Genomic DNA, 26,602 nt, shown 5'->3' with positions numbered 1-26,602 from the left:
TGTGGTGGTACAGCACGAAAGTGGGGGTGATCGACCTGAAGAATGAGTCGATCACCATGGGTAAAGGATGTTAAAAAGTGTTCACCATGTCTGCGAACACCTGTCTACCATGTCCCCGGACTGTACACCCCAGAGGGGCGAGGGAACCAGGACGGTGCACTCCCTCTTCTTTCGAGAAATCGAGGTAACCAGAACTCTCTCCCTTTTAGGGAAAGAACACTCCCCCTGAATTCTCCCTCTCCCTTTTAGGGAGAGGGCCGGGGTGAGGGTCAGTCCTTTATGGGCGGTAAACCTTAATATTCTTAAAGCCCTGCTCGCTCAGATACAGAGCCTGCAGGCGGCTCATCACGCCACGCTCGCACCACAGCAGGTAAGTTTTGCTCTGGTCGAGATCGCCGAACTTAGTGCTCAGCTTGTAGAACGGCAGCGCCACAACCTCAACGCCTTCCAGCGCGAAAGGTTTCTCGTCCACTTCGTCGTTGGAGCGAATATCCAGCAATACCTCGTTGGCGCCAAACGCATTAACCGTTTCGACTTCCACGACGTCCTGCTTCGTCTGGGTCGCAATATCGCGAATATCGATATTGGTCGCCTCTGCAACCACGCGGTCCAGAATCGAGAAGTCAAACTTCTGCTCTTCTTCCTCAATCTTCGCCTTCACAGCTTTCACGGTCGGGCTTTTCGAGATCACGCCGCAGTATTCTGGCATGGTGCGAGCGAAATCAGCGGTACCGATTTCACGGGCCAGATCGATAATGTGCTCTTTGTCGTGAGAGATCAGCGGACGCAGGATCAGCGTATCGGAAACGTTGTCGATCAGGCGCAGGTTGGTCAGCGTCTGGCTGGACACCTGGCCTAACGCTTCGCCGGTCACCAGTGCCTGAACGCCATAGCGCTCGGCAACCTGAGAGGCGGCGCGCACAAACATACGTTTCAGCACCACGCCCATCTGCCCGTCTTCCACTTTCTCCAGGATCTCGCCGACCACTGGCTCAAAGTTAATGGCAACAAAACGCACACGGTGAGAGCTGCCGAAGCGGTTCCACAGATAATGTGCCACCTGCTTCACGCCGATTTCATGAGCAGCGCCGCCCAGGTTGAAGAAGCAATAATGCACGCGGCAGCCGCGACGCATCAGCATGTAGCTGGACACACCGGAGTCGAAACCTCCGGAAATCAGCGACAGTACGTCTTCCTGAGTCCCGATTGGGAAACCGCCGATGCCTTCGTAACGGCCTTTAACCAGCAGCAGGCGATCGTTTTCGATCTCAAGATTAACCGTCACGTCCGGATCGTTGAGCTTAACGCGCGCGGATTCGATGTGCTGATTCAGGCCGCCGCCAACGTAGCGCTCAACTTCAATGGAGCTAAATTCGTGTTTGCCACGGCGTTTTACGCGCACGCAGAAGCTCTTACCTTCCAGCTTGTCGCGGTACAGCTCCAGCGCCTGCTCAAAGATATTGTGCATGTCGGTGTACGGCACATCTTCAACTTCAAGAATGTGGTGGATACCCGGAATGCGGGTCAGCGCTTCACGAATGGCAATACGCTGGTTTTCATCTTTGGCGCGAACTTCAATGTTGTCCCAGTGGCGAACAACCGCCAGGCTCTCATCGTAGTGTTTTAAAACGTTACGAATATTCCCGGTGAGCATCTTAATAAAGCGTATGCGCACAGATTGGCTCTTGATGGTGATTTCCGGGAACAATTTAATGATAAACTTCATGGCGGTAAGGGTTCGTTTAGTCAGCCGGGCTGGCTGCGCAGCACGCGGGCATAGAAAGAAGTACTTGCAGCGGCGTCATGCCACCTGCATCCGAGGCGCGCAAGTATATCACCATCCCACAAAGACTGCGCACCTTAACCGACTTGCACGAGCTAGCTTGATAATCACATTGACTCCGCTACCATGTCGGCGTCGAATTAAAACAGAGTCAGACATTCACCATGCCGAAAAAAACCGAATCTCCGGCCAGCTTCGAAACCGCACTGGTCGAACTGGAGCAAATAGTTACTCGTCTGGAAAGCGGCGATCTTGCCCTTGAAGAGGCGTTAAACGAATTTGAGCGCGGCGTGCAGCTGGCTCGCCAGGGACAAGTGAAACTCCAGCAGGCAGAGCAGCGCGTACAGATCTTACTGAGCGACAGCGAAGACGCCCCTCTGACTCCCTTTACCCCGGACGCCGAGTAATATGGATTTTAATCAACAGCTTCAGGCCCACGTTGTGCGGGTTAACGACGCTATTGCGCGCTTTCTGGCGCCGCTGCCGTTTCAGAACAGTCCACTGGTTGAAGCGATGCACTATGGCGCACTATTAGGCGGTAAACGCCTGCGCCCATTCCTGGTGTACGCCACCGGCGAAATGTTTGGCGTCGCCGACGAAGCGCTCGACGCGCCTGCTGCGGCAGTGGAATGCATTCACGCCTACTCCCTGATTCACGATGATTTACCGGCTATGGATAACGACGATTTACGTCGTGGGCAGCCGACCTGCCACATAAAATTTGGCGAAGAGAACGCCATTCTGGCCGGAGACGCCCTGCAAACGCTGGCGTTTTCTATACTGAGTGATGCGCCAATGCCCGGCGTTGATATTGCCGATCGCTTAGCCATGGTTTCGGAATTAGCCACCGCCAGCGGTGTGGCAGGTATGTGTGGCGGCCAGGCGCTGGATTTAGAAGCCGAAGGCAAGCAAGTTGACCTGGCTTCCCTGGAACGCATTCACCGTCATAAAACCGGGGCATTGATTCGCGCCGCCGTTCGCCTGGGCGCGCTGAGCGCCGGTGAAGCAGGCCGAAAAGCTCTGCCAATTCTGGACCGCTATGCTGCAAGCATCGGCCTCGCTTTCCAGGTTCAGGATGACATCCTGGACGTTGTCGGCGATACCGCTACGATAGGCAAACGCCAGGGTGCCGACCAGCAGTTAGGCAAAAGTACCTATCCGGCGCTGCTGGGACTTGAACAGGCGCAGGCAAAAGCGCAGGATCTCTATCAGGAAGCACTGCAGGCTCTGGCCGAACTTGCCGAGCTGTCGCTGGACACGGCGGCACTGGAAGCGTTAGCCAACTACATTATCCACCGTGATAAATAACGTATAACAACGATGAGTTTAGATTTCTGATGAGTTTTGATATCGCCAAATACCCGACCCTCGCTCTGGTGGATGCCAGCCCGGATCTGCGAGTGCTGCCTAAAGAGAGCTTACCTAAGCTTTGCGATGAGCTGCGCCGTTACCTGCTCGACAGCGTAAGCCGCTCCAGCGGGCACTTTGCCTCCGGCCTCGGCACGGTCGAACTGACCGTGGCGCTGCACTACGTCTATAACACGCCGTTCGATCAACTCATCTGGGACGTCGGCCACCAGGCCTACCCGCACAAAATTCTGACTGGGCGCCGCGATAAAATTGGCACCATTCGCCAGAAAGGCGGCCTGCATCCGTTCCCATGGCGCGCGGAAAGCGAGTACGACGTGCTGAGCGTGGGCCACTCTTCCACCTCCATTAGCGCGGGTATCGGGATCGCCGTTGCCGCTGAAAAGGAAGGGAAAGACCGGAAAACCGTTTGCGTGATTGGCGATGGCGCAATTACCGCCGGGATGGCCTTCGAAGCGATGAACCATGCCGGCGATATCCGCCCGGACATGCTGGTGGTGCTTAACGACAATGAAATGTCGATTTCCGAGAACGTCGGCGCGCTGAACAACCATCTGGCGCAGCTGCTTTCCGGCAAGCTTTATTCGACACTGCGCGAAGGTGGCAAGAAAGTCTTCTCCGGCGTGCCGCCGATTAAAGAGCTGCTGAAGCGTACCGAAGAACACATCAAAGGCATGGTGGTGCCTGGCACGCTGTTTGAAGAGCTAGGCTTTAACTACATCGGGCCAATTGATGGCCACGACGTGATTGGTCTGGTCAATACGCTGAAGAACATGCGCAGCCTGAAAGGCCCGCAGTTCCTGCATATCATGACTAAAAAAGGACGCGGCTACGCGCCAGCGGAAAAAGATCCGATCAGCTTCCACGCGGTGCCTAAGTTCGATCCGCAGAGCGGGACGCTGCCGAAAAGCACCGGAGGCCTGCCAAGTTACTCGAAGATTTTCGGCAACTGGCTGTGCGAAACCGCAGCCCACGATGACAAGCTGATGGCAATTACACCTGCCATGCGTGAAGGCTCCGGCATGGTGGAATTCTCGCGCGAGTATCCTGACCAGTACTTTGATGTGGCGATTGCCGAGCAGCACGCAGTGACCTTCGCGGCGGGCCTGGCGATTGGTGGCTATAAGCCAGTGGTTGCGATCTATTCCACCTTCCTGCAGCGCGCTTACGACCAGGTGATTCATGACGTAGCGATTCAGAAGCTACCGGTGATGTTTGCCATCGATCGCGCAGGCATTGTCGGCGCTGACGGCCAGACGCACCAGGGCGCTTTTGATATCTCCTTCCTGCGCTGCATCCCGGACATGGTTATCATGACGCCAAGCGACGAAAACGAATGCCGCCAGATGCTGCACACGGGTTACCACTACAGCGCAGGCCCAAGCGCCGTGCGTTACCCGCGTGGGACCGGAACAGGCGCAGAGCTGGAACCGCTCGTGGAGCTGCCGATAGGTAAAGGCGTTGTGAAACGCGAAGGCGAAAAAATTGCGCTGCTCAACTTCGGCACTTTGCTGCCGGAAGCCGCAGCGGTAGCCGAAGCGCTGAATGCCACGCTGGTCGATATGCGTTTTGTTAAGCCACTGGATGAAGCCCTGATTCTGGAACTTGCCGCCAGCCACGACTCTCTGGTGACGATTGAAGAGAACGCCATTATGGGCGGGGCCGGGAGCGGCGTAAACGAAGTGCTGATGGCTCACCGTAAACCGGTTCCGGTGCTTAACCTCGGCCTGCCTGATTTCTTCATTCCTCAGGGCACCCAGGAAGAAGCACGTGAGGCGATTGGCCTTGATGCGGCCGGGATCGAAGCTAAGATTCGGAGCTGGGTGGATTAACTTCATCCGTACACTAAATAATTCAACCCACAGCACAACGGCAAGTGAGCATATCCCGATGAGCTTACTCAGGTAAGCGATTCGGGTATGAGAGCGCCGCCAACAACGCAGTGGTTTGAAGGATGACGTGTACGGCCTGCTATGCTTAATAGATATTCCTACATAGCAGGAGCGATATCATGCAATACAATCCTTTAGGTACCACCGACCTTAACGTCTCCCGCCTTTGCCTCGGCTGTATGACCTTTGGCGAACCGGACCGCGGCAGCCATGCCTGGACGCTTCCCGAAGAGAGCAGCCGGGAAATAATCCGCCGCGCGCTGGTAAACGGCATCAATTTCTTCGACACCTCAAACAACTACTCCGACGGCAGCAGCGAAGAGATTTTAGGCCGCGCGCTGCGCGACTTCGCTCGCCGCCAGGACGTTGTGGTTGCCACTAAGGTTTACAACAAAGTTGGCGATCTGCCTCAGGGCCTCTCCCGCCCACAGATCCTGCGTTCGATCGACGAAAGCCTGACACGACTCGGCACCGACTACGTCGATTTGCTACAAATCCACCGCTGGGACTACAGCACGCCTATTGAAGAGACGCTAGAGGCACTTAACGACGTGGTTAAGGCCGGGAAAGCACGTTATATCGGCGCCTCTTCAATGCGCAGCGATCAGTTTGCTCAGGCCCTGGCTTTGCAGTCTCAGGCAGGCTGGGCAAGATTCGTTACCATGCAGGCTCACTACAACCTGATTTACCGTGAAGAAGAGCTGGAGATGCTCCCGCTGTGCTACAAAGAAAAAATTGCGGTGATCCCCTGGAGCCCGCTCGCACGCGGCAAACTGACTCGTCCATGGGGAGATACCACAGCAAGATCTGTCTCGGATGAAGTGGGCAAATCGCTGTACCAGACCAATAACGAAAACGACGCGCTTATCGCCGAGCGGCTGGCAAATATCGCCGCAGATAAGGGCGTTTCACGCGCGCAGGTAGCGCTGGCCTGGCTGCTTAGCAAACCGGGTATTGCCGCACCAATTATTGGCCCATCAAGGCAGGAACAGCTGGACGACCTGCTTGGTGCGGTAGATTTAACGTTGAAACCCGAGGAGATTGCCGAGCTGGAGACGCCGTATCAACGGCATCCGGTGGCGGGATATAAATAATCGCCCTCGCAGGTTCACTCTTTCGACTTTGGGTTTTGCTCCCTCTCCCTTTTAGGGAGAGGGTTGGGGTGAGGGTCATGACCAGCTACCAGGAAAAGTGATCGTAACCCTTCATCTCCAGCGTCACCGGCTTCCCTTCACGGGTAAACTGCAGCCCTTCAGAGGAAGAAACAATCTGCCCGATACAGGTATAAGGCACGCCCAGATTGCCGATAGCCACTTCCAGCGCCCCACGATTTAGCTCCGGCACGGTGAAGCACAGCTCATAGTCTTCGCCGCCGGACATCGCCCATTTCAGCGCCTGCTCTGGCTCAACGTGCTCGCGCAACGCTTCGGAATACGGCAGCAAATCGAGATCGATACGTGCCCCGCAGTCGCTGGCCTTCAGGATATGACCGAGATCGGAAATCAACCCGTCTGAAAGATCGATGGCACTGTTGGCCAGATCGCGCAGCGCCTGCCCGTGTAAAACACGCGGCGTTGGGCGCAGGTGCCGCTTAAGCAGATAATCCGCATGCTGTGTATTCGCAACATGCAGGCGCTTCTGCAGAATTGCCAGACCAGCCGCGCTGTCGCCCGGCGTGCCGGTGACATAGATCCAGTCCCCTGCTTTTGCACCGCTGCGCTTCAGCGCCCGGCCAGCCGGTATCATGCCGTGAATACCCAGCGTCAAAGAGAGCGGGCCACGGGTTGTGTCGCCGCCAATCAGCTGCATATCGTAATAATCCAGCTGTTCAAACAGGCTGTCGCTGAATGCCTCCAGCCACGCTTCATCCACTTCCGGGAGCGTGATCGCCAGCGTCAGCCAGGCCGGATCTGCGCCCATTGCGGCCAGATCGCTTAAATTCACCGCCAGCGCTTTGTAGCCCAAATCACGCGGGTCGATATCCGGCAGGAAGTGATTACCGCTCACCAGCGTATCGGTGCTGATCGCCAGCAGTTGTTTTTCGGGTACCGACAGCAACGCACAGTCGTCGCCAATACCGGCTTCCACATCACGACGAGAACTTGTAACGCGATCGAAGTAACGGGCAATCAGGGAAAACTCACCGCATGCCATGCGTGATACCTCAGGAATGTCAGTTGCAGGAAAAAAGAAGGCCGGGAAAACCCGGCCAGGAGATTACTTCTTGTGGGGACGAATAGCGGGAGCAGCTTTGTCGAGAACGCCGTTAACGAACTTATGGCTGTCTTCGGCACCGAAGGTTTTTGCCAGCTCAATCGCTTCGTTGATGGCCACTTTGTACGGCACATCATCACGTTTGGACAGTTCAAACAGCGCAATGCGCAGTACCGCTTTTTCCACCTGGCCCAGCTCTTCAAGCAGACGGGACAGGTAAGGCTTCATCAGCCCATCCAGATACGCGCTGTTGGTAGCCACGCCGCTCAGCAGCTCGCGGAAATAGACAACGTCAACGTCTTTGACGTCCTGTTCCGCCAGGAACTGGTATTCAACATCAGCGATGTCGTTTTTAGACAACTGCCAGGAGTAGAGCGCCTGGACGGCACACTCACGGGCGCGGCGACGAGCAGCAGGTTTCACGGATTTCCCCTTACAAAAATCAGGCCTTGATGGCTTTCAATACATTAATCATTTCAAGCGCGGTCAGTGCAGCTTCTGCACCTTTGTTACCGGCTTTGGTGCCAGCACGTTCGATGGCTTGTTCAATGCTTTCAGTGGTCAGCACGCCGAAGGCAACGGGAATACCGCTGTCCTGGCCTACGCTTAACAGACCGTTGCTGGCACCGCCGGCAACGTATTCGAAGTGTGCAGTGCCTCCGCGAATCACGGTACCCAGCGCGATAACAGCATCGTATTTACCGGTTTTAGCCAGTGCATCAGCGGCCAGCGGCAGCTCGTAAGCGCCCGGCACCCAAACTACGGTGATGTTTTTGTCTTTCACCTGACCAATGCGTTTCAGGGCGTCGATAGCACCTTCCAGCAGGCTGTCATTGATGAAGTTGTTAAAACGCGCGATGGTGATGGCGACGCGAGCGTCAGGAGTAGCAACAGCAGCTTCAATAATGTTCATAATCTTCCTTTACGGGTTCTGTTTAGCCCCGCAGGGGGGCGGATTTTATCATAATCTTTTCGTGACTGCTTACGTTTTACTGGCGTCCGTAAATGGGCGTCAAATGCAGGCACAAATCGGGGCCAACCTGGCGGACTTCGCTAAAACTGAACGCCGGCGCATCAGCAAGTTTTTCAAGGCCAGGAAGCTCGCACAAACCGCGGGCATCATTGCCTAATAATTTAGGTGCGACATAGACAATCAGCTCATCCACCAGGCCTGCCTGCAACAGCGCCCCGGCAAGCGTTGCCCCGGCCTCAACCCAGACAGAATTCACCTGGCGTTTGCCAAGCTGCATCATTAACACGACCAAATCAAGATGCCCATTATGTTCAGGCACCAGCAGTTGCTCGACGTCCTCCGGCCAGGATTGTTCATCCGCCTGGCTGCGGGCAAGCCAGGTTTGCCCCGGATTGGCAATAATTTGGTGCTGTGGCGTTACCCGGTTTTGACGATCCAGCACAATGCGAATCGGCTGACGTAAATCCTGTTGGGAATAAATAGCCTGGCTGGCGCTATCCAGCTCATCCCAGCGAACCGTTAATGACGGGTTATCTGCCAATACGGTCGCGTCGCTGGAAAGAATCGCGGCACTTTGCGCACGCTGGCGCTGCACATCGCGACGCGCCTGGGGAGAGGTAATCCATTTACTCTCTCCGCTTGCCATCGCGGTACGGCCGTCCAGCGAAGCACCAAGCTTAAGCTGGATAAATGGAAAACCCGTGCGCATACGCTTGAGGAACCCGCGGTTCAGCGCTTCAGCTTCGTTCATCATCAGGCCGTGGCTGACTTCAATGCCCGCCTGCTGCAAGCGGTAAAGGCCCCGGCCGGCAACCTGCGGGTTAGGATCCTGCATGGCGGCCACCACGCGAGAAACGCCTGCGGCAATCAAGGCATCACAGCACGGTGGCGTGCGGCCATGGTGGCTGCAGGGTTCGAGCGTGACATAGGCCGTTGCGCCCCGGGCCTGTTCGCCTGCCATGCGCAAAGCGTGAACTTCCGCATGAGGTTCCCCGGCGCGAAAGTGGAACCCTTCCCCCACAATATTGCCGTCTTTAACTATCACGCAGCCGACATTCGGGTTCGGTGCAGTGGTAAAACGCCCGCGCTTAGCCAGCTCAAGCGCTCGAGCCATAAACTGTTCATCAAGGGACATCGGCATTAATCCTGTAAACGGGCGATTTCTTCACCAAATTCTTTGATATCTTCAAAGCTACGGTAGACCGAAGCAAAGCGAATATAGGCGACTTTATCCAGCTTTTTGAGCTGCTCCATCACCAGGTTACCGATGAGTTTACTCGGGATTTCGCGTTCGCCGGTTGCTCGAAGGTGCGACTTAATATGGCTGATGGCCATTTCCACGTCGTCAGAATTGACCGGACGTTTTTCCAGCGCTTTCAGGATGCCGCTGCGCAGTTTGTCTTCGTTAAACGGCTCGCGCACCTCATTACTCTTCACCACTCTCGGCATCACCAGCTCCGCAACCTCGAAAGTCGTGAAGCGTTCGTGACAGACCAGACACTGGCGCCGACGGCGTACGGAGGAACCTTCACCCACCAGGCGAGAGTCAATAACTTTGGTGTCCACGGCGAAACAGAATGGGCAATGCATAGCGTTTCCTGCTGGGATTATAAAGATGAACAATAGTTTACCGCGAAGTTGCGGGAGTACAAAGACAGCGCCGACACTGCAACATCAAATATGACTTTTCAAGCGCGAAGAACTACGCTTAAATCAGCGAACCTTAGCAAGGAAAAACTAACCATGACAAAGACTTACTTAAGAATTATCCTGGTTTCAAGCCTGATAAGCCTGACCGCTTGTGCCCAGCAAACTGAAGTGCGTCAGATGCGCAGTCAAATTGGTTCGTTAAATCAGGAAATGACTAAACTTAGCCAGCAAACGGTGAAGCTGACCCAGCAGAATGCCCTGAACGCGAAGTCGACCAGCGGCGTTTATCTGCTACCGGGTTCAAACACGGCAGCGCGCCTCAACAGCCAGATAGGTAACCTGAAAATGTCGCTGACAAACGTTGCGGCTGAAGCCAACGGCACCCGCGCCACGCTGCTGATTCAGGGAGAATCCAACGATCCGCTGCCGGCATTTAGCGGCAAAGTAGAATGGGGGCAGATCCAGGGCACCACCGACAGTTTCCAGGAAGTTAACGTGCAAACGCAGTCCATAGACGCCCCGGCCAGCATTCTCGCCCCAAGCGACGTGTCGATTCCGCTTCGCCTGTCCGGCATCACGCCCGACCAATTAGGGTTTGTGCGCGTTCATGATATCCAGCCAGTTTCTTCCGCGCAGCCAGCACCCGCGCAATAATTCTTTCGCCCCCTTGTCCGGCGCTCGCTTCAACCACAGCTTCGCTTCTTACCCTCCCCCTGTCCCTCTCCCTAAAAGGGAGAGGGCATAAATCATCGGCAGTTTTCCCCCTCTCCCTCCGGGAGAGGGTCGGGGTGAGGGCTGAAGTCACCCCACTCATCCGCAAAAATGTGAAAGCAAAAGATGACTAAGAGACATTTTCCGGCGAGGCGCGCCTGTCACACTCTTTCACACCCCCCGCACAATATGTGAAGCAAACCCCCTGTTATCATCTCGTCTTTATAGTGATCCATATCACACTTACATGTAACAACTGGGCATACGTTTGCGTAATTTGTCGAAGCAGGTACAATCACGCCGTTTTTAATGTGCGCAAACGTGAACGCAATCGATTACGCATATGAGAAGAATGTGAAATAGAACATATTTTTGTGAGCAGGGATTTCTATAATAGTCGCGCTGCAAAGGTCCTTCCCTGAGACCGGCGGCCAGGGATGACATCTCACATCCGCATCGCACCAAAATTACGTAAACAGTGGCTAAAAATATGAAAAAAATTATTCTGGCAGCCGGCACCGTTCTGGCGCTTTCCAGCTCTTTCTCTGCCAGCGCAGAAGAAGCAAAAAACAGCGAATACCTCTCCGACTGGTGGCACCAGAGCGTTAACGTTGTCGGCAGCTATCACACCCGGTTCGGGCCGCAGCTGCGCAACGATACCTACCTGGAATATGAAGCGTTCGCCAAAAAAGACTGGTTCGATTTCTACGGCTATATGGATGCGCCAGTCTTCTTCGGCGGCAACACCCAGGCGAAAGGGATCTGGAACCACGGCTCCCCACTGTTTATGGAAATCGAACCTCGCTTCTCCATCGACAAGCTGACCGGGACCGATCTGAGCTTTGGTCCGTTCAAAGAGTGGTACTTCGCGAACAACTATATCTACGATATGGGCCGTAACGCGACGGGTCGCCAAAGCACCTGGTACATGGGTCTGGGTACCGACATCGATACCGGCCTGCCAATGAGCCTGTCGATGAACGTGTATGCCAAATACCAGTGGCAGAACTACAAAGCGAGCAACGAAAACGAGTGGGATGGCTACCGCTTCAAGGTGAAATACTTCGTGCCGATTACTTCCCTGTGGGGCGGTAAGCTGAGCTATATCGGTTTCACCAACGTTGACTGGGACTCTGACCTGGGCAACGAGCAGTACCGTACCAATAACTCCGTTGCGTCCAGCCACATCCTGTCGCTGAACTACGATCACCTGCACTACTCCTTCGTGGCCCGTTACTTCCATAACGGCGGCCAGTGGAAAGATGGCGAGCAGCCGTTCTTCATGAACGAACGCGTGAAGTCGACCGGCTTCGGCTACTACGTGGTTGTCGGTTACAACTTCTAATCGCCACCACTTGTAAAAAACCGGCCCGCTGGCCGGTTTTTTTATTTCTCAGGCAGGTAACCTTTGGCCTTCTGAAGGGCAATAAAAGCCTGCAGAGAACGATCGTGTCGCTCCTGAAACACATTTCCTGTTAAATGAATATCCCGGCAGCGATCCAGCCTGAAGCTACGATAATCATTCCGAGCCTCGCACCAGGCCACCAGCAGCCAGACCTCTCCCCAAAATGACAGCCCCAGAGGGTGAATATCCCGCTCCGTCAATTCCCCTTTTTCATCCTCATACAGCAAATGAACAACCTGGCATTTGTCGATGGCGGAATGAAACAGATCGAACCGGGCTTTCACCTGCGGAAACTTGTTAAAATTAGGCGAAATTATACGGCTACGTTCGGCAACCCGACGCTTTTCCGGGGTGAGCACAGCGAGAAGCTTCTCATGCACGGACTCGGCAGATTTCGCCAGCGTTTCTCCGCTCCAGGTTTGCACCATTCTTAACGCCGCAATCACCGCCTCCACCTCTCCGGTCGTCAGCATCAGCGGTGGAAGATCGTACCCGGCCAGCAGGCGATAGCCGCAGCCCGCCTCCCCTTCTATCGGCACGCCGGAGAGAGAAAGATCCTGAATGTCGCGGTAGACAGTCCGCTCTGAGACTTCCAGCCGTTCGGCAAGCTGTGCAGCCGTCGTCAGGCGCCTGCCGCGTAGGATTTGCACTATCTGAAATAATCGATCGGCTCTTCGGCTCATGGATGTTCCGGAAAAAATAAGGCCTGCCCGAGCGGCAGGCTTTAGCGTCAGTATTGAGGCTTAAACAGGCTGATGCAACCCAACGCGATTGCCTTCGCTGTCGATCATTAACGCAATCGTGCCGATATCATAGGGCAGCACCTGAGGACCAAAGTCCAGCCGGCCTCCCGCCATCTCTACCTGCTGTAATGCTTTAACAATATCGGGCGTATAAAGATAAATCACCGCGCCTGTCGCAGAAGGCACAAACCGCTCCCCTTTCACTAAAGAACCACCGGTGGCCGGTTGGTTATACGAAAATACAGCATTCTCCACGCCGGCTATCGTTTCGCGACGAAATTCAGCGTTCAGTACTCGTTGGTAAAAAGCGACCGCTCGCGCCATATCGGTAACGGGGATCTCAAACCAGTTGATGAGTGTGCTCATTGTTTTTCTCCTGTGTTGTCAGTAACCAGGAGTCTACTGGCCCCCTCCTGACACCATACTGTCAGGAGAAAAACACCGGACGAAAAAAAACCGCAGCTCGAAGGCTGCGGTTTTATCAAACGCTTAACGCTATTACGGCAGAATAGACGGCTGATCCGCCCCTTCTTTCTCTACCTTTTGCTGCAGCATGTGCTCGCGCTTCATGCCCAGTTTCAACGCCAGCGCAGAGGCGACGTAGATAGAAGACACGGTACCGATGGTGACACCGATAAGCATCGTCAGGGAGAAGCCTTTCAGCAGCGCCCCACCGAACAGATACAGCATCAGGATAACCACTAAGGTGGTACCGGATGTGATCAAGGTCCTTTGCAGCGTCTGGGTCAGGGAGACGTTAAAGATCTCGTAAGGCGTCCCGCGGCGGATCTTGCGGAAGTTTTCACGAATACGGTCCGAAACCACGATGCTGTCGTTCAGCGAGTAGCCGATAACCGACATCAACGACGCGACGATGGTCAGGTCAATCTCAATGTGGAACAGCGACAGCACGCCCATGGTAATTACCACGTCGTGCGCCAGCTTGATAACCACACCGGCAGCCAGACGCCACTCGAAGCGGAACCCAACGTACACCAGAATCGACAACAGCGCGACGAGCAGCGCCATCGCACCGTTTTGAGCCAGATCCGCACCCACGCTTGGGCCGACAAACTCAATACGCTTCACTGCCGCATTCTGACTGGTCGCTTCGTTAATCACGCTCACAACCTTGCTGCCGAGCACCTGGCCGCCGGTTTCGCCTTTAGCAGGCGGCATGCGCACCATGATGTCACGGCTGCTGCCAAAGTTCTGCACCAGCGGCTCTTCAAAGCCCGCCTTCTGCAGCGCGGCGCGCATGGTGTCCAGCTCGGCTGGTTTTTCCAGCCCGATTTCGATAACCGTACCGCCGGTAAAGTCCAGGCCCCAGTTGAAGCCTTTCACGCCGATAATCGCGACGGAAAGGATCAGCAGGATGCCGGAGATGCCGAAGGCCCAGTTGTCCCAGCGCATAAAGTCATAGACTTTACGGCCGTGGTTCAATTGTTCAACAGTATATTCCTGTGCCACAACGCACTCCTTAGATAGACAGCTTGTTGATGCGTTTGCCGCCGTACAACAGGTTCACGATGGCACGGGTGCCGACGATTGCGGTAAACATCGAGGTCGCAACGCCAATACCGGTGGTAATAGCAAACCCTTTGATCGCCCCGGTGCCCACGGCATACAGGATGATAACTTTGATAAGCGTGGTGATGTTGGCATCGAAAATGGAGCTGAACGCGCCTTTGTAGCCTTCATCAATTGCCTGCTGTACCGAACGTCCGTTTCGCAGTTCTTCTTTGATACGTTCGTTAATCAGTACGTTGGCATCCACCGCTACCGCAAGGGTTAAGACGACACCCGCAATACCCGGCATGGTCAGCGTAGCCCCCGGCAGCAGGGACATGATCCCCACAATCAGCACCAGGTTAGCCAGCAGCGCAGAGGTCGCAATCAGGCCAAACTTCTTATAGAAGAAGACCATGAAGATGATGGAGACCACCAGACCCGCCAGGCACGCTTCCAGGCCCTGCTTGATGTTTTCCAGGCCCAGGGTTGGACCGATGGTACGTTCTTCAACAATCTGAATCGGCGCAATCAGCGCACCAGCACGCAGCAGCAGAGAAAGCTGGCGAGCTTCATTCGGGTTGCTGATCCCGGTGATGCGGAAGCTGTTACCCAGGCGAGACTGAATGTTCGCCACGTTGATAACTTCTTCTTCTTTCATCAGGACGGAACGGCCATTCGCGTCTTTCTTACCGCTGTCCTTGTACTCCACAAAGAGGGTTGCCATCGGCTTGCCGATGTTGTCTTTAGTGAAGTTAGACATGATGTTACCGCCAGCGCTGTCCAGGGAAATGTTTACCTGAGGCTGGTTGTATTCATCCATGCTGGACGTGGAGTCAGTGATGTGGTCCCCGGTCAGAATCACGCGCTTGTACAGCACAACCGGCTGACCTTCGCGAGTCTGCTTCACTTCGGAGTCACCCGGCACGCGGCCAGAGGCTGCCGCAGAGGCATCCACGTTGGTGTTCACCAGGCGGAATTCCAGCGTAGCGGTTGCCCCCAGAATTTCTTTGGCACGCGCGGTGTCCTGAATACCCGGCAGCTCAACCACGATACGGTCAGCACCCTGACGCTGCACCAGTGGTTCGGCGACGCCAAGCTGGTTGACACGGTTACGCAGGATGTTGATGTTCTGCTGAACCGCGTACTCACGCGCTTCGCTCAGGCGAGCATCGCTCATCACGGCACGCAGCGTATTGCTCCCCTGGTTGGAGAACACCAGATCGCGATGGCGGGAGGAGAGGTAATCTCTTGCTGAGTCGCGCGCGCTTGAATCACGGAAGACGATGTCTACGCCGTAATTGTCGGCTTTACGCACGTTGGTGTAAGCAATGCCCTTGTCACGCAGGTCGCTGCGCAGGCCATCGATATTTTGTTCCTGGAGCTTGCCCAGCGCTGTGTCCATATCGACTTCCATCAGGAAGTGGACGCCGCCGCGCAGGTCAAGGCCGAGCTTCATCGGGTTCGCACCGATAGTCGACATCCAGCGAGGGGTAGCAGGAGCAAGGTTAAGCGCCACGACATAGTTGTCGCCCATCACGCTCATCAACGCTTCACGCGCGCGGAGCTGGGTATCGGTAGAGTCGAAGCGAGCGAGAATAGCGCCCTCTTCCAGCGCCACAGACTTAGCGGTGATATTTTCTTGTTTTAAGGTGTTTTCGACCTGGATCAGCGTTTGTTCACTGGCGGCGGCACCGCGCACGCCAGTTAACTGAACTGCCGGATCCTCACCATACAGGTTGGGAAGCGCATACAGCAGGCCAATCGCCAGTACGGCGATCAGCATGATGTACTTCCACAAAGGATAACGGTTTAACACGTGTAGTTCCCTTAGGGAAAACGAAAATTACAGCGCCTTCATGGTGCCTTTCGGCAGAACGGCAGCTACGAAATCACGTTTGATAACCACTTCGGTGGTATCGTTCAGCGCGATAGCAACATAGCCAGTTTCAGCTACTTTGGTCACGCGGCCAACCAGGCCACCGTTGGTCAGCACTTCATCACCCTTGGAGATGGAGTCCATCAGTTTTTTATGCTCTTTGGTACGCTTTTGCTGCGGACGCAGGATCATAAAATAGAAAATCAGGCCAAACACCACCAGCATAAGAATCAAAGAGTACGGGCTACCCTGCGATGGAGCACCTGTTGCAGCTACCGCATCAGAAATGAAAAAGCTCATTAAAATTCCCTCATTATTAAATTAATCAACGTTCAAAGGTGGAACCGGCTTACCTGTCCGCTCGTAAAAATCCGTCACGAAGTGGTCTAATTTACCCTCTTCAATGGCCTGACGTAAACCAGCCATTAAACGCTGGTAATAGCGCAGGTTATGAATGGTATTAAGACGCGCGCCCAGTATTTCGTTGCAACGGTCAAGATGATGCAAGTAGGCACGTGAATAATTGCGACACGTATAGCAATCACACTCGGCATCGAGCGGGGCGGTGTCATCTTTATGCTTAGCATTGCGGATTTTCACTACGCCGTCCGTCACGAACAGGTGACCGTTACGCGCATTACGAGTTGGCATGACGCAGTCGAACATATCGATACCGCGACGTACCCCTTCAACCAGGTCTTCCGGTTTACCTACGCCCATCAGGTAACGTGGTTTGTCGGCAGGGATTTGCGGGCAAACGTGCTCCAGAATACGGTGCATGTCTTCCTTCGGCTCGCCTACCGCCAGGCCGCCGACAGCGTAGCCATCAAAGCCAATCTCTACCAGACCTTTTACCGAGATATCTCGTAAATCTTCGTAAACACTGCCCTGGATAATGCCAAACAGCGCATTTTTATTTCCAAGGGAATCAAAGCGATCGCGGCTACGCTGCGCCCAACGCAGGGACATTTCCATGGAGCGTTTCGCGTAATCCCAGTCCGCCGGGTACGGCGTACATTCGTCGAAGATCATGACGATATCGGACCCCAGATCGTACTGAATTTCCATGGATTTTTCAGGATCGAGGAAAATAGGATCGCCGTTGATCGGGTTGCGGAAATGTACGCCCGCTTCGGTGATCTTACGGATATCGCCCAGGCTGAATACCTGGAAACCACCGGAGTCCGTCAGGATTGGGCCTTTCCACTGCATAAAATCATGCAGGTCGCCGTGCAGTTTCATGATTTCCTGGCCAGGACGAAGCCATAAATGGAAGGTATTGCCCAGGATAATCTGCGCGCCCGTGGCTTCAACTTCTTCCGGCGTCATCCCTTTCACGGTGCCGTAAGTACCCACCGGCATAAAGGCCGGGGTTTCGACGGTGCCACGTTCAAAGACCAGGCGACCGCGTCGTGCGCGTCCGTCGGTGGTATCTAATTCAAATTTCACATTTCCTCCAGCACCAGAGAAACAGTCTGGTGAGTCAATTAACGCCGTGGGCGGTGCTCACGGCGGAATAAGCGGGGGTGGGTTACCCTCACCCCGGCCCTCTCCCTGGAAGGGAGAGGGAGAATACTTTCTCTGTTACCCAATACTCTCACGAGGGAGAGAGGATACATCCCTTATTATCCCCTTTCCCCGCGGGGAGAGGGCCAGGGTGAGGGGCAATCACGCCCCCGGGCGTTCGTTTATCGCCTGCGGATTACAGGTAATGAACATCGCATCGCCGTAGCTAAAGAAGCGATATTCCGCTTTCACCGCTTCGTGGTAAGCGTGCATTGTGTTTTTATAACCGGCAAACGCGGAGACCAGCATAATCAGCGTAGATTCTGGCAGGTGGAAGTTCGTCACCAGCGCGTCGATCACTTTGTACTGATAGCCCGGATAGATAAAGATTTGGGTATCGCCGAAGAACGGCTCGATCAGGTCGTTCTGCGCGGCCTGAGCGGCGCTTTCCAGGGATCGTACCGACGTAGTTCCGACCGCAATAACGCGATTGCCACGCGCTTTACAGGCCAGCACTGCATCCACAACGTCCTGGGGCACTTCGGCATACTCAGAGTGCATGATGTGGTCTTCGATGCTGTCCACGCGCACCGGCTGGAACGTCCCCGCCCCGACGTGCAGCGTGACGAACGCCATATCGACACCTTTATTGCGCAGTTTTTCCAGCAGCGGCTCGTCAAAGTGCAGACCTGCTGTCGGCGCAGCAACCGCCCCCGGCTTCTGGCTATAAACCGTTTGATAAAGCTCGCGGTCGGCTTCTTCATCCGGGCGGTCGATGTACGGTGGTAGCGGCATATGGCCGATGTTATTTAAGATATCCAGTACGGCGCGCTCGTCGTTAAACTCGACCTCAAACAGCGCATCGTGGCGCGCAACCATGGTGGCGTGTACGCTTTCATCATCGCCCAACAGCAGCTCGGCGCCGGGTTTTGGCGCTTTAGAGGCGCGAATATGTGCCAGAATGCGTTTATCATCCAGCATACGCTCGACCAGTACTTCAATTTTCCCGCCGCTGGCTTTACGGCCAAACAGGCGAGCCGGGATTACGCGGGTGTTATTGAACACCAGCAGGTCGCCGGGGTTGAGCTTGTCGAGCAAATCGGTGAAAGTGCCATGCGCCAATGCGCCCGTCGGCCCGTCAAGTGACAGCAAGCGGCAGCTGCTGCGCTCGGCTTGCGGATAATGAGCAATCAGGGATTCAGGCAGTTCAAAGGAAAAATCAGCAACGCGCATGGTATAGCACTCAGACTTAAAAACAGGCGGCTTAGTCTAGTGGCAGGGGGCTTTCCCTGCAACACGTTTACCCTGCTCAGGCCGTTTTAACGCCATAAATGGAATAACTATTCGATGAATTTTCTCGCCCACCTGCATTTGGCACATCTGGCCCAAAGTTCACTGCTGGGAAATTTGCTGGCGGATTTCGTGCGCGGCAGCCCGGACGACAGCTTTTCGCCCGAGGTCGTGGCCGGCATTTATATGCACCGCAGAGTCGATGTCCTGACGGACGGACTGCCGGAGGTGGCTCTAGCCCGCGGCTGGTTCAGCCCAGAGACGCGGCGAGTTTCGCCGATTTCTCTGGATGTCATGTGGGACCACTTCCTGTCGCGCCACTGGCATAAGGTTTGCCCGGATATCGGGCTCGAGGATTTTATCGCCTATGCTCGCGGGCAGATTGTGCCCAGGCTTAACGACACGCCGCCGCGCTTCATTAATCTTAATAACTATTTATGGCGTGAACGCTGGCTGGAGCGTTATCAGGATATGGATTTTATTGCTAACGTTCTCAATGGGATGGCGAGCCGTAGACCAAAACTTGATGCCCTGCGAGCCTCCTGGCACGATCTCGACGCCCATTATGACCAGTTGGAGGAGTTGTTCTGGCAGTTCTACCCACGCATGATGGTGATGGCGGAACAAAAAAGTTTGTGATCGTTCCCGGTTCACGTTAGAACAACTTGCCCTTTTCGAAAAAAGGGCTATCTTGGTTATCGGCATCAAGATATGCGTCTTTTTGATAGCCAAAACCTATCTGATTGATTGGCAAGATGCCATTGAGCTACATGGAATGGAGCCCCTATACTCCCCCCGTTGCGTTAACATTCACTTTAACAAAATTAACAGGAGTACATATGGTCCTGGTTACTCGTCCAGCCCCTGACTTTACCGCTGCTGCCGTTCTGGGCAATGGCGAAATCGTTGAAAACTTCAACTTCAAAAAACACACCAACGGTAAAGCCACCGTTGTGTTCTTCTGGCCGATGGACTTCACCTTCGTTTGCCCGTCTGAACTGATCGCGTTCGACAAGCGTTACGAAGAATTCCAGAAACGTGGCGTAGAAGTCGTTGGTGTATCTTTTGACTCCGAGTTCGTTCACAACGCATGGCGTAAAACCCCGGTTGATAAAGGCGGCATCGGCGAAGTGAAATACGCGATGGTTGCTGATATCAAACGTGAAATCCAGCAAGCCTACGGCATCGAACACCCGGAAGCGGGCGTTGCGCTGCGCGGTTCCTTCCTGATCGACAAAGCCGGTATCGTTCGCCACCAGGTGGTTAACGATCTGCCGCTGGGTCGTAACATCGACGAAATGCTGCGTATGGTTGACGCGCTGCAGTTCCACGAAGAGCACGGCGAAGTGTGCCCGGCTCAGTGGGAAAAAGGGAAAGAAGGCATGAACGCGTCTCCGGACGGCGTTGCTAAGTACCTGAGCGAGAACGTTGCTAAGCTGTAATCGCTAAGCAAGTTCGAAGAAAAGGCCGCGATTGCGGCCTTTTTTGTTTTTGTCAGAAGGCGAAGCAGGAACAGCCCATCACGCCCCAGAACGCCGTCTCATCGCCGACGGGAATCGAGGAATTACGCGCCACATCATGCTGATGCCCGTGGACGTTACAGCTCCCGCAGCACTGATGCACCGATGCCATCATCCCCACTTTTGCCGCCGCTGGTGGCGCGGAGCGGTAATGCCCCGGCACGTTCACCACAGGCGACCAGTCAGGCACAACGGGAATGGCTGGCGGTGCCAGAGGCGTAAAGGCTCCGGTGGCATAAACCACTTTTCCATCCACCACGGTCATCACCGATTCAATACCCTTGATAGCCTCTTCCGGCACGCTGAAGTAGTCCTGAGACAGCACAACCAGGTCAGCCAGTTGCCCCGCCTGAATCCGCCCTTTCTTGCCCTGCTCGTTAGAGAACCAGGCGCTGCCTGCGGTCCATAGCTCAAGGGCGACATCGCGGGACATACGGTTACTCTCGTCGTACATCTGCATACCGCCCACAGTGCGCCCGGACACCAGCCAGTAAAGCGCCGTCCACGGGTTGTAGCTGGCCACGCGCGTGGCGTCGGTACCTAACCCCACGGGCACACCTGCCGCGAGCATTTTCGCCACTGGCGGCGTTTGTTTCACCGCCTCAATCCCGTAGCGCTCCGCATAGTATTCGCCCTGGAAAGCCATGCGGTGCTGAACCGCAATCCCACCGCCCAGCGCCTTAACCCGGTCGATATTGCGTTCGGTAATCGTCTCTGCGTGGTCAAACAGCCAGTGCAGACCGTTGAACGGAATATCGCGATTGACCTTTTCGAACACGTCCAGCATGCGGCTAATGGACTCGTTGTAGGTGGCATGCAGCCGGAACGGCCAGCGGTGTTCAACCAGATGGCGCACCACACGCTCCAGCTCCTGTTCCATGCCGTCCGGCAAATCCGGGCGTGGCTGCAGGAAGTCTTCAAAGTCTGCAGCCGAGAACACCAGCATTTCACCGGCTCCGTTGGCGCGGTAGAAGTCGGTGCCTTGCCCCGGCGTCAGCATGTCGGTCCATTTTTCAAAATCTTCCAGCTCATGCTGAGGGCGCTGGGTAAACAGGTTATAGGCAATGCGCACCGTCATCTGCTTTTTACTGTGCAGCTCGTCGATAACCTGGTAATCCTCAGGGTAGTTCTGGAAACCACCGCCCGCGTCAATCGCGCTGGTCACGCCCAGGCGGTTCAGCTCTCGCATAAACTGCCGCGTTGAGTTCACCTGCATCTCCAGCGGCAGTTTCGGCCCTTTTGCCAGCGTGGAATAAAGGATCATCGCGTTAGGCTTCGCCACCAGCATTCCGGTCGGATTCCCGTTGCCGTCACGGACAATCTCGCCACCCGGCGGGTTTGGCGTCTCTTTTGTATAGCCCACCGCTTTCAGCGCGGCGCGGTTGAGCAAAGCTCTGTCGTACAGATGCAGAACGAATACCGGCGTATCGGGCGCGGCCTCGTTAAGTTCTTCGATGGTAGGCATGCGGCGTTCGGCAAACTGGAACTCTGTCCAGCCCCCCACCACGCGTACCCACTGCGGAGACGGCGTGCGCAGCGCCTGTTCTTTTAGCATGCGCAGGGCATCGGCCAGCGAAGGCACGCCTTCCCAGCGCAGCTCAAGGTTGTAGTTCAGCCCGCCGCGAATCAGGTGCAGGTGCGAATCGTTCAGGCCGGGGATCACCGTGTGGCCTTTCAAATCGACGACCTGGCTACCTTCTCCGGCAAAGCTCATCGCATAGGCGGTGCTGCCCGCTGCCAGAATTTTACCGTCTTTAATCGCTACCGCTTCGGCAAGCGGATTCTCTTTATCCAGCGTGTGAAACTGGCCATGAGTTAAAATCAGTGAGGCATGTTGAGACATAATCAGGGACTCCTGAGAAATCATGCTTTTTTTAGCCAACCGGCAAACAGCTTCGTCACCATCGGCATCCAGAGCCAGACCACCAGCGCTACCACGCAGGCATCGTTAAGCAAGTGCCCGGGAAACGTGCCGCGTAAACCTGGGAACAACATGCCCGTCACCCACGGCACAAGGTTAGTACTGGGGAAGATAACCAGCAGCGTGATCAGGAACTGCTTCCACTGCGGCGGGCGTTTCACCGTCGCGCTTTCCGGGGTAAACCAGAAGGCCGTTTCGGTGTGCACCTGCACTTTGTCGTCATCGGCAAGAGAGGATTTGATCTCTGCCACAAGGCGATGGCGTTCAGGGGAGTCAGTCCAGGCATTGAGATGCTCGAGCGTGTCGAAGCGAATCACCACGTTATAGGTGTCGTTCCCGGCCGTGGGGCGAATCACATGCACCCCAAGGTGACCAGGGAAACGAGCGGCGGTCGGCATGATCTTTTCCAGCCATTGTTCGTAGCGAGCGGCCTCGCCTGGCCGGATTGCGTGGGTGATCACCAGAGTAACGGTATTGTTGTCGGCCATGCCGCAATTCCTGAGTCAGAATAGGGAGGAAAAACGGAGCGGCGAACCCGCCCCGAGTGTGATCCATCAGGCTTTACGTTCCGGCGCGCCGTGAACCATCGTATAAGCGTAGTCGACGCCCATGCCGTAAGCCCCGCTGTGCTCACGAACCAGGTTCATCACCGCGTCATAAGTTTCTTTGCGTGACCAGTCGCGCTGGTACTCCAGCAGAACCTGCTGCCAGGTCACCGGCACGGCACCGGCCTGCACCATCCGGTCAATGGCGCGTTCGTGGGCATCCACAGAAGTCCCGCCGGAAGTGTCGGTCACCACATACACTTCAAAGCCTTCTTCCAGCGCCATCAGCGCCGGGAAGGTCAGGCACACTTCGGTCCACAGCGCTGAAATAATCAGTTTTTTACGGCCCGTCGCCTTCACCGCCTCAACAAAGGCTTTATCTTCCCAGGAGTTCATGGAAGTACGCTCAATGGGCTTAATGTCAGGATGAACGGCTAATAATTCAGGCCAGATATAGCCGCTGAAGCTTTTGGTTTCGACGGAGGTATAAATCGTCGGCACTTTAAATATTTTGCCCGCCTTTGCCAGCGCCACGGTGTTATTTTTCAGGGTCTGGCGATCGATATTCGCCACGCCGAAAGCCATTTGCGGCTGGTGATCGATAAAAATAAGGGCGGAGTTAGTTGGATCAATCAGTTCACGAATAGACATTTTATTCCCTCAGCTATCAATGAGTTATTAAGGTATCCATCTCTGGATGACGCCTTTATTTTCTGCATACAGCCGCAGGGTTGATAGCCGGAATTTTCTAACGTCTTATTTAATTTTTTGGTGATAGACTTTTGCAAGGCCAAAGCCCGAACGGATTATCACTATGCGTGTAAATTTAGATGTGCTGCTCATTCTTGATGCCTTAGATAAGCACGGCAGTTTTGCCGCCGCCGCTGAATCGCTGTTTAAAACGCCTGCGGCGCTGAGTTATATGGTGCAGAAGCTAGAAAACGATCTGAATATTAAACTTCTGGATCGCTCAGGCCATCGGGCAAAATTTACCGACACCGGCAGGATTGTGCTGGAAAAAGGGCGGATGGTGCTCAGCGCCGCGAAGGATCTGGAAAGCCAGGCTTTGCGCTCCACCTCCGGCTGGGAAAAAACGCTGACTATTGCGCTGGACGGTTCATTTCCCTTCCACCTGCTGCTGCCGCTGATGGAGGAGTTCTACGCCCTCGACCAGCAAACCACGCTTAATTTTACCCACCATACGCTGGCAGGAGCCTGGGAAGAGCTGACCCACAACGGCGCGAACATTATTCTCGGCGCCATTAACGAGCCGCCGACGTCATCCGAATACGCCTACAAGATGCTGGGCACGCTGGACAACGTGTTTGTCGTCTCCCCCAGGCACGCGCTGGCAAAAGCGGAACATGTGCTTTCCAGCGACGAAGTTTGCCGCCATCGTGCGGCTATCATTGGCGATACGGCACGTTACTGCCAGCCAATCAACACCAATTACATTGAAGAGCAAGAACGCGTGGTGGTGTTCGACTTCCCTAGCAAGGTCGCTATTTTAGTCTCGGGCCTGGCCTGCGGATTTTTACCCCGCCACATCGCCCAGCCACTCCTGAGCAGCGGCAAATTGATTGAAAAACCGGTTGTGTCGTTCCGTCAGACGGATGTGACCTACATCGGCTGGCATAACCGGGGCGAAGGCCTGGCCGCACGCTGGTGGCGAGAAAAGATCATTGAAGGGGATTTGGTCAACGCCCTTTATCAGCCCCCGGCGGAGAGCTAAACCTCTCCCCGCCGGGTCACCGACCTAAAGACTGCGCCAGACCGCGGCGCTGACGGCAGGCAAGCTCAGCTCGCGGTTATTGAGCGCCGCCTCGCCTTCGATCTGCGTCCAGGCTCTGCCGCTCAGCAAGGCATCCCACGGGAGCGTGACCTGAACCTCGCTGCCGCGATTGATGGCCACCAGAACACGTTCGTTTTGATAAGCCCGCACGAACACGACGACGTCCTGCTCAGCGTAGATGACCCGGCAACCACCGTGACGAAGCGCCCGGCTTTGCTTGCGCAGCTTGCCGAGCCGCTGATAAAGCGCCAGCAGATCTAAATCCTGATCCTGTTTCTGCCACGGGAAAGGCTTGCGGCAGAAAGGATCGTTGTTGCCATCCAGCCCCACCTCATCGCCGTAATAGATACAGGGCACGCCGGGCCAGGCGTACAGCCAGATGACGGCCAGCGGCAAGCGGGCAACATCTTTACCAAGAATCGACTTAAAACGGGCGGTATCGTGGCTGTCGAGCTGGTTAAACATGCGCAACTGCTGCTGATGGGAAAGTGCCGAGCGGTACTCTTCCATCCATGCTATACAGGTTTGGGCGTCAATATCCTGCGGCTCGTAAGAGATATCGGTGTTTGCCAAAAATCCCCACAGCGGGAAAGTAAAACCGCGATAATTCATGGCGGCATCTTCGGCATCGGCCTGCAGCCACTGCCGGGCATCGCCAAAGTGCTCGCCGAGGACGTAAGCATTCTGTTTGGTTTCTTTTGCCGCCTGGGTAATGCCGCTGACGTGCAGAAGATTATTTTTCGCCCCGCCTTCCTCTCCCAGCATATGCACCACGTCCAGCCGCCAGCCGTCAATGCCCCAGGGCTCCCGCAGCCAGTGCCGCACAATGCTTTGCTCGCCGCGATAGATCTCATCCACCAGCGTGGCCGAGCGATAATCCAGCTTAGGCAGGCTGGAATAGCCCAACCAGTCCAGCGCCAACCCTTCGTCAGAAAAGCTGTACCAGTCGCGCCACGGAGACTGTGGGTGATGGCAGGCGCCATTCTCACCGTTCTGATGCCTGTCAAACCAGCCGTGCGTATCGCCGCTGTGGTTAAAAACGCCGTCCAGCATCAGCTTCATCCCCTGCCGGCGCGTATTTTCCCTCAGCCGCAGGAAAGCGGCATTACCGCCAAACTGCTCGTCTACCTGCCGGTAATCCTGAGTGTCGTACTTATGCACGCTGGGCGCGGTAAAAATAGGGTTCAGATAAAGTGCCGTCACGCCGAGCTTTTTCAGGTACGGCAGCTTTTCACTGATCCCGTCCAGATCGCCGCCGTAAAACGTCGATCCTCCGGCTTCCCCGGTTAAAGGCTCATGCCACTCCCGGCGGACGATATCCCGCCCGGCCGCATGATGAAAATAAACGTTATCCTGCACCGGCTGGCGATTAGCCCCGCGCGCAAAACGATCCGGGAAGATCTGATAGAACACCTGGTCCTGCACCCAATCCGGGTCGTCATCCGGCGTATCAAAAGCGAACTGTTCCAGCCGGGCCGGCGGCGTTTTTTGGAAGCCCTGAGGTGTGTACCAGCGCTGCCTGTCCTGCCAGAGTAGCTTAAAACTGTAGCGACGGCGCGGCTGCCCTTCGGCGGTATCGAGGGTGACTTTCCAGGCAACAACGCCCTCAAGGGGAGCCTGTTTCTGGCGCACCATGACCAGAGAAATCTCTTCGTTATCTTTTTCGCCACGCAGAATCACTTTTTCCGGCAGGTCGTCCCCCGCCAGCCACAGGGTAATGACAAGGCTGCGTTCCCGCGTCTGGATAAACGGCGCCACCGGCAGGTGCCAGGCATTCAACATAGTAACTTTCCCATCGCTTAAAAATGACGCCACCTTGCCACAGCATAAGGCTTTATCACTCATCATTCCGGGTTAATTTGGGGGAGGACAGGAGGGGTGGAGACGAGAGAAATTATTCC

At 55.3% G+C, this 26,602-nt stretch carries 26 protein-coding genes; 9 read left to right on the top strand and 17 right to left on the bottom strand.

What is annotated here, in order from left to right; all coding sequences use genetic code 11:
* Positions 1 to 277: 277 nt before the first annotated feature.
* On the bottom strand, positions 278 to 1,726 hold the full coding sequence (gene thiI / locus WFK85_RS16520) for a tRNA uracil 4-sulfurtransferase ThiI (RefSeq protein WP_008454575.1): 1,449 nt from the start codon (positions 1,724 to 1,726) through the stop codon (positions 278 to 280).
* Positions 1,727 to 1,947: 221 nt separating this feature from the next.
* Between thiI and xseB the strand changes: the two genes are divergently transcribed.
* The 4 genes from xseB to WFK85_RS16500 all read left to right on the top strand — a co-directional run bounded on the left by xseB (position 1,948) and on the right by WFK85_RS16500 (position 6,137).
* Positions 1,948 to 2,190, top strand: a complete 243-nt coding sequence (gene xseB, locus WFK85_RS16515; protein WP_039290760.1) for an exodeoxyribonuclease VII small subunit — start codon at positions 1,948 to 1,950, stop codon at positions 2,188 to 2,190.
* A 1-nt stretch (position 2,191) separates the two neighbouring features.
* Positions 2,192 to 3,091 carry a (2E,6E)-farnesyl diphosphate synthase gene (gene ispA, locus WFK85_RS16510; RefSeq protein WP_166994408.1) on the top strand — a complete coding sequence of 300 codons (900 nt, stop codon included), beginning with the start codon at positions 2,192 to 2,194 and terminating at the stop codon, positions 3,089 to 3,091.
* 29 nt (positions 3,092 to 3,120) lie between these two features.
* Positions 3,121 to 4,983 (top strand): 1-deoxy-D-xylulose-5-phosphate synthase, encoded by a 1,863-nt coding sequence (gene dxs, locus WFK85_RS16505; protein WP_336708940.1) that lies wholly within the window; start codon positions 3,121 to 3,123, stop codon positions 4,981 to 4,983.
* A gap of 179 nt (positions 4,984 to 5,162) precedes the next feature.
* On the top strand, positions 5,163 to 6,137 hold the full coding sequence (locus WFK85_RS16500; protein ID WP_336708939.1) for an aldo/keto reductase: 975 nt from the start codon (positions 5,163 to 5,165) through the stop codon (positions 6,135 to 6,137).
* 85 nt (positions 6,138 to 6,222) lie between these two features.
* On the opposite strand, the gene thiL is transcribed toward WFK85_RS16500, so the two are convergent.
* The 5 genes from thiL to nrdR all read right to left on the bottom strand — a co-directional run bounded on the left by thiL (position 6,223) and on the right by nrdR (position 9,820).
* Positions 6,223 to 7,197, bottom strand: a complete 975-nt coding sequence (gene thiL / locus WFK85_RS16495) for a thiamine-phosphate kinase (protein WP_336708938.1) — start codon at positions 7,195 to 7,197, stop codon at positions 6,223 to 6,225.
* A 63-nt stretch (positions 7,198 to 7,260) separates the two neighbouring features.
* Complete coding sequence (gene nusB / locus WFK85_RS16490) at positions 7,261 to 7,680, bottom strand: transcription antitermination factor NusB (protein WP_008454563.1); 420 nt, start codon at positions 7,678 to 7,680, stop codon at positions 7,261 to 7,263.
* A 19-nt stretch (positions 7,681 to 7,699) separates the two neighbouring features.
* Positions 7,700 to 8,170: a 6,7-dimethyl-8-ribityllumazine synthase gene (ribH, locus tag WFK85_RS16485; protein ID WP_008454557.1), complete on the bottom strand. Its 471-nt coding sequence runs from the start codon at positions 8,168 to 8,170 to the stop codon at positions 7,700 to 7,702.
* Between the two features lie 76 nt (positions 8,171 to 8,246).
* Positions 8,247 to 9,365, bottom strand: a complete 1,119-nt coding sequence (gene ribD, locus WFK85_RS16480) for a bifunctional diaminohydroxyphosphoribosylaminopyrimidine deaminase/5-amino-6-(5-phosphoribosylamino)uracil reductase RibD (protein ID WP_008454555.1) — start codon at positions 9,363 to 9,365, stop codon at positions 8,247 to 8,249.
* A gap of 5 nt (positions 9,366 to 9,370) precedes the next feature.
* Positions 9,371 to 9,820, bottom strand: coding sequence for a transcriptional regulator NrdR (gene nrdR, locus WFK85_RS16475; protein ID WP_008454553.1), 450 nt, complete (start codon positions 9,818 to 9,820; stop codon positions 9,371 to 9,373).
* 153 nt (positions 9,821 to 9,973) lie between these two features.
* On the opposite strand from nrdR, the gene WFK85_RS16470 reads away from it, so the two are divergent.
* The gene (locus tag WFK85_RS16470) at positions 9,974 to 10,534 is read left to right on the top strand and encodes a DUF3251 domain-containing protein (protein WP_008454551.1); all 561 of its coding nucleotides are present in this window, start codon (positions 9,974 to 9,976) and stop codon (positions 10,532 to 10,534) included.
* Positions 10,535 to 11,081: 547 nt separating this feature from the next.
* Entirely contained in the window at positions 11,082 to 11,936 is an 855-nt protein-coding gene (locus WFK85_RS16465) for a nucleoside-specific channel-forming protein Tsx (protein ID WP_166994396.1), read from the top strand.
* Between the two features lie 41 nt (positions 11,937 to 11,977).
* On the opposite strand, the gene WFK85_RS16460 is transcribed toward WFK85_RS16465, so the two are convergent.
* From WFK85_RS16460 to queA, 7 genes are all read right to left on the bottom strand, one after another.
* Entirely contained in the window at positions 11,978 to 12,679 is a 702-nt protein-coding gene (locus tag WFK85_RS16460; protein WP_034807592.1) for a helix-turn-helix transcriptional regulator, read from the bottom strand.
* Positions 12,680 to 12,739: 60 nt separating this feature from the next.
* Complete coding sequence (locus tag WFK85_RS16455) at positions 12,740 to 13,105, bottom strand: VOC family protein (protein ID WP_166994395.1); 366 nt, start codon at positions 13,103 to 13,105, stop codon at positions 12,740 to 12,742.
* A gap of 132 nt (positions 13,106 to 13,237) precedes the next feature.
* The gene (secF, locus tag WFK85_RS16450; protein WP_008454542.1) at positions 13,238 to 14,209 is read right to left on the bottom strand and encodes a protein translocase subunit SecF; all 972 of its coding nucleotides are present in this window, start codon (positions 14,207 to 14,209) and stop codon (positions 13,238 to 13,240) included.
* Between the two features lie 10 nt (positions 14,210 to 14,219).
* Positions 14,220 to 16,067, bottom strand: a complete 1,848-nt coding sequence (secD, locus tag WFK85_RS16445; RefSeq protein ID WP_071842707.1) for a protein translocase subunit SecD — start codon at positions 16,065 to 16,067, stop codon at positions 14,220 to 14,222.
* Between the two features lie 27 nt (positions 16,068 to 16,094).
* Positions 16,095 to 16,427: a preprotein translocase subunit YajC gene (gene yajC, locus WFK85_RS16440; RefSeq protein WP_166866388.1), complete on the bottom strand. Its 333-nt coding sequence runs from the start codon at positions 16,425 to 16,427 to the stop codon at positions 16,095 to 16,097.
* A 21-nt stretch (positions 16,428 to 16,448) separates the two neighbouring features.
* Complete coding sequence (gene tgt, locus WFK85_RS16435; RefSeq protein ID WP_039290735.1) at positions 16,449 to 17,576, bottom strand: tRNA guanosine(34) transglycosylase Tgt; 1,128 nt, start codon at positions 17,574 to 17,576, stop codon at positions 16,449 to 16,451.
* Positions 17,577 to 17,795: 219 nt separating this feature from the next.
* A complete protein-coding gene (gene queA, locus WFK85_RS16430; protein WP_008454534.1) occupies positions 17,796 to 18,866 on the bottom strand; it encodes a tRNA preQ1(34) S-adenosylmethionine ribosyltransferase-isomerase QueA in 1,071 nt (356 codons plus the stop codon).
* 114 nt (positions 18,867 to 18,980) lie between these two features.
* Between queA and acpH the strand changes: the two genes are divergently transcribed.
* Together acpH and WFK85_RS16420 are read left to right on the top strand one after the other, a co-directional pair.
* Entirely contained in the window at positions 18,981 to 19,562 is a 582-nt protein-coding gene (gene acpH / locus WFK85_RS16425; protein ID WP_166994392.1) for an ACP phosphodiesterase, read from the top strand.
* Between the two features lie 200 nt (positions 19,563 to 19,762).
* Entirely contained in the window at positions 19,763 to 20,365 is a 603-nt protein-coding gene (locus tag WFK85_RS16420; RefSeq protein WP_008454530.1) for a peroxiredoxin C, read from the top strand.
* Between the two features lie 52 nt (positions 20,366 to 20,417).
* On the opposite strand, the gene WFK85_RS16415 is transcribed toward WFK85_RS16420, so the two are convergent.
* From WFK85_RS16415 to WFK85_RS16405, 3 genes are all read right to left on the bottom strand, one after another.
* Positions 20,418 to 22,286: an amidohydrolase gene (locus WFK85_RS16415; RefSeq protein WP_336708937.1), complete on the bottom strand. Its 1,869-nt coding sequence runs from the start codon at positions 22,284 to 22,286 to the stop codon at positions 20,418 to 20,420.
* A 20-nt stretch (positions 22,287 to 22,306) separates the two neighbouring features.
* A complete protein-coding gene (locus WFK85_RS16410; RefSeq protein ID WP_336708936.1) occupies positions 22,307 to 22,852 on the bottom strand; it encodes an antibiotic biosynthesis monooxygenase in 546 nt (181 codons plus the stop codon).
* Positions 22,853 to 22,918: 66 nt separating this feature from the next.
* Positions 22,919 to 23,560, bottom strand: coding sequence for a hydrolase (locus WFK85_RS16405; protein WP_008454522.1), 642 nt, complete (start codon positions 23,558 to 23,560; stop codon positions 22,919 to 22,921).
* Between the two features lie 163 nt (positions 23,561 to 23,723).
* On the opposite strand from WFK85_RS16405, the gene WFK85_RS16400 reads away from it, so the two are divergent.
* On the top strand, positions 23,724 to 24,641 hold the full coding sequence (locus WFK85_RS16400) for a LysR family transcriptional regulator (RefSeq protein WP_336708935.1): 918 nt from the start codon (positions 23,724 to 23,726) through the stop codon (positions 24,639 to 24,641).
* A 24-nt stretch (positions 24,642 to 24,665) separates the two neighbouring features.
* On the opposite strand, the gene malZ is transcribed toward WFK85_RS16400, so the two are convergent.
* On the bottom strand, positions 24,666 to 26,483 hold the full coding sequence (gene malZ, locus WFK85_RS16395; RefSeq protein WP_336708934.1) for a maltodextrin glucosidase: 1,818 nt from the start codon (positions 26,481 to 26,483) through the stop codon (positions 24,666 to 24,668).
* Positions 26,484 to 26,602 lie beyond the last annotated feature (119 nt).

Source organism: Cedecea sp. VD22 (assembly GCF_037150195.1).
Classification (GTDB): Bacteria; Pseudomonadota; Gammaproteobacteria; order Enterobacterales; family Enterobacteriaceae; genus Cedecea.
This window is presented reverse-complemented; position numbering and strand designations above follow the sequence as displayed.